This is a genomic window from Corallococcus sp. 4LFB, from assembly GCF_046520365.1.
Classification (GTDB): domain Bacteria; phylum Myxococcota; class Myxococcia; order Myxococcales; family Myxococcaceae; genus Corallococcus; species Corallococcus caeni.
Window position 1 is genome coordinate 1 of the sequence record NZ_JBKGHJ010000738.1, and the last position, 2,956, is coordinate 2,956.

Annotated in this window: 2 protein-coding genes and 1 pseudogene; 2 read left to right on the forward strand and 1 reads right to left on the reverse strand. The window is 72.8% G+C overall.

Annotated elements, in window-relative coordinates; genetic code table 11:
• Positions 1–766, forward strand: a 766-nt coding sequence (locus ACLEQD_RS40395) for a cytochrome c oxidase subunit II (protein WP_410391264.1), incomplete at its 5' end; no start/stop codon positions are given.
• Positions 763–2,496, forward strand: coding sequence for a cbb3-type cytochrome c oxidase subunit I (locus tag ACLEQD_RS40400; protein WP_410391265.1), 1,734 nt, complete (start codon positions 763–765; stop codon positions 2,494–2,496). The genes ACLEQD_RS40395 and ACLEQD_RS40400, both read left to right, overlap by 4 nt.
• Here ACLEQD_RS40400 and ACLEQD_RS40405 read toward each other — a convergent pair.
• Positions 2,493–2,956, reverse strand: a pseudogene (locus ACLEQD_RS40405) (hypothetical protein); the annotation flags it as partial. The gene ACLEQD_RS40400 and the pseudogene ACLEQD_RS40405 sit on opposite strands and share 4 nt — an antisense overlap.

Below are 2,956 nucleotides of genomic sequence, written 5' to 3' on the forward strand. Positions count from 1 at the left end.
CCCTGGCGGTGCCGCCGCGCGAGGGCGTGGAGCCTGTCGCCGCCGAGAACGCGAGCGCGACGGGGACCGCATCGACGCGCTGCTGGCCAGGAGCCACGGCTTCGACCTCGCGCTGGCGGCGGTGATGCTCGGGTGGTTGTTGCTGGCGGTGGTGCGCTTCCGGGGTGCGCGGAAGGTGGCGCCGGACGGAGGCACGCGGCGCTCGCGGGCGTGGGTACTGGGGCTGGCCCTGGGCGTGTTCGGCGTGGTGGACGGGACGCTGTTCCTGGGCTCCGAGGGCTACCTGCGCGACGTGCTCTGGAACTTCCGCGTCCCCACCGAGGACCCGCGCACGGTGCGCATCGAGATCAACGCGCACCAGTGGTCGTGGGAGGCGCGGTACGCGGGCGCGGATGGCGCGTTCGGCACGAAGGACGACGTCGTCACCTGGAACGACCTGCGCGTGCCGGCGGGCGTGCCCGTCTGGGTGCAGCTGGTCTCCACGGACGTGGTGCACGGGTTCAGCCTGCCGGCCTTCCGCGTGAAGCTGGACGCCATCCCGGGCCGCGTGAACCAGACCTGGTTCCAGGCCGCGCGCGAGGGAGCGTGGGAGGCGGCCTGCTACCAGCACTGCGGCACCAGCCACTACCGGATGCGCGGCGTGCTGACGGCGCTGTCCCCGGAGGCCTACGCGGCGTGGCTGCGCGAGGCGGGCCTCAAGGCGGTGCAGGCCTACGACGCGGATGACACGGCGGCCCACTGGGGCTGGGTGTGGAGGACGCCATGAAGGCGGGGGCGTTCTTGAAGTCGCTGTGGACGACGGACCCCCAGCGCGTGGCGCGGCAGTACCTGTGGGGCGGGTTCCTGTTCCTGCTGGTGGGCGGCCTGCTGGCCATGCTCATCCGCTTCCAGTGGGCCTGGCCGGGGCAGCCGGTGCCGGGGCTCGCGTGGGCGCTGCCCGAGTCGAAGGGCGCGCTGACCCCGCCCGCGTACACGGCCGTGTTCACGATGCACGGCCTCTTGATGATCTTCTTCGCGGTGACGCCGCTGCTCTTCGGAGCGCTGGGGCACTTCGTGCTGCCGCTGGCCATCGGCGCGAAGCAGATGGCGTTCCCCCGGCTGTCGCCGTTGGGCTTCTGGGCCTACGCGGTGGGCGGCGCGCTGATGCTGGTCTCCTTCGTCGTGCGGCTGGGGCCCGCGAGCGCGGGGTGGACGTCGTATCCGCCGCTGGCGACGCCCGCGTTCACGCCGGGGCTGGGGCAGACGCTGGTGACGGTGGCGGTGCTGTGCGTGGGCGTGTCCGCGTTCCTGTACGGGCTCAACTTCGTCGTCACGGTGGTGCGCTGCCGCGCGCCGGGGATGACGTGGGGGCGGCTGCCGCTGGTGGTGTGGGGGCTGTTCTACGGCGCGGTGCTCAACGTGCTGTTCGTGCCGGTGCTGGCGGCGGCCACGGGGCTGTTGCTGCTGGACCGGGTGGCGGGCACGCAGTTCTTCATCGCGGGCGCGGCGGCGGTGGGCGGGGGCGGGGACCCGGTGGTGTACCAGCACCTGTTCTGGCTGTTCGGCCACCCGGAGGTCTACATCCTCATCCTGCCCGCGTGGGGCATGGTGGGGGACTTCGTGGCCTTCTTCAGCCGCAAGCCCGCGCACGGCTACCGGCTGACGGCGGGGGCCATGGGCGCGGTGACGGCGCTGAGCGGCGCGGTGTACGCGCACCACCTGTTCACCAGCGGGATGGCGCCGGTGCTGGGGCGCACGTTCATGGTGCTGACGCTGCTCATCTCCCTGCCCGCGGAGGTGATGTTCCTCAACTGGCTGATGACGCTGTGGCGGGGCAGCGTGCGGCTCACGTCGCCCATGCTCGCGGCGCTGGCGACGATGATCGTCTTCGGCCTGGGCGGCATCACGGGGCTGGCGCTGGGCGCGGTGGCGACGGACGTGCCGCTGCACGGGACGATGTGGGTGGTGGGCCACTTCCACCTGACGATGGGCGCGGCCAGCTTCCTCGCGGTGTTCGCGGGGCTCTACTTCTGGTTCCCGCGCATGTACGGGCGCGCGCTGGATGAGCGGCTGGCGAAGGTGCACGTGCTCTTGAGCGCGGTGCTGTTCATCGCCGTCTTCGGTGGCCAGCTGGTGGCGGGCTACGCGGGGCAGCTGCGGCGGCTCTATGACCCCTACCAGTACACGTTCCTCGCGCACCTGCTCACGTTGAACCGGTGGACCAGCTGGGCCGCGTTCGCGCTGGGCACGGTGCAGCTCGTGTTCGTGGTGAACCTGGTGCGGACGCTCGGGTGGGGCCGGGCCGCGGAGCCGAACCCGTGGCGCGTGGGCACGCTGGAGTGGACGGACGCGGGGCCGACTGGCGTGGTGCTGCGCGGGCCGCATGTGCTGTCGCAACCGGAACTACAAGAGCAACTGGGTCGCGACTGGGTTGGCCAGGCGGAACCGCTGCCGTCGAGCAGGCCGGTGGTGGAGCCGGTGGCGCCGCCGGTGCCCGGGGTGGAGGGCGCCGGCTAGCGGTGCTCCCAGAGGTCCACGCCGCCGGTGTCGCCCGTGGGGAAGCGGCGGACGAAGCGCTGCTTGAACCAGGGCCGGCTCTCCGGCGTGAGCTGCCAGGTGCCGCGCCAGCCGAGGATGACGAAGCGGCAGGAGTCCAGCATGACGCGCAGGGCCTGCTGGGCCTCGGGGGCGGAGAGGGCCTCGTCGGTGGTGTCGAAGCGGTCGCCGGTGCTCATGGCGTCCTGGAGCATGGTGGCGTAGCCGTCCACGATGGGGGTGGCCCCCATGGGGAGCCGGCCCGCCGCGAGCGCCCACCCAGGCTCGAAGGAGAAGAGGCACGCCTTCGGAGGCACGTCGGTGCGGAGGTACTTCGCGAGCGCCGTGACGTCCGGGGCCTGCTGCCGGCCACTCTGGACGACGTGCCACGCGCCGGGCAGGCACGCGGCGGCGAGGACGAGCGCGGCCACGGCCCGCGAGG

What these genes read in the sequence shown, in the direction of transcription:
- ACLEQD_RS40400 (WP_410391265.1), top strand. Translation starts at nt 763, where the DNA reads ATGAAGGCGGGGGCGTTCTTGAAGTCGCTGTGGACGACGGACCCCCAG.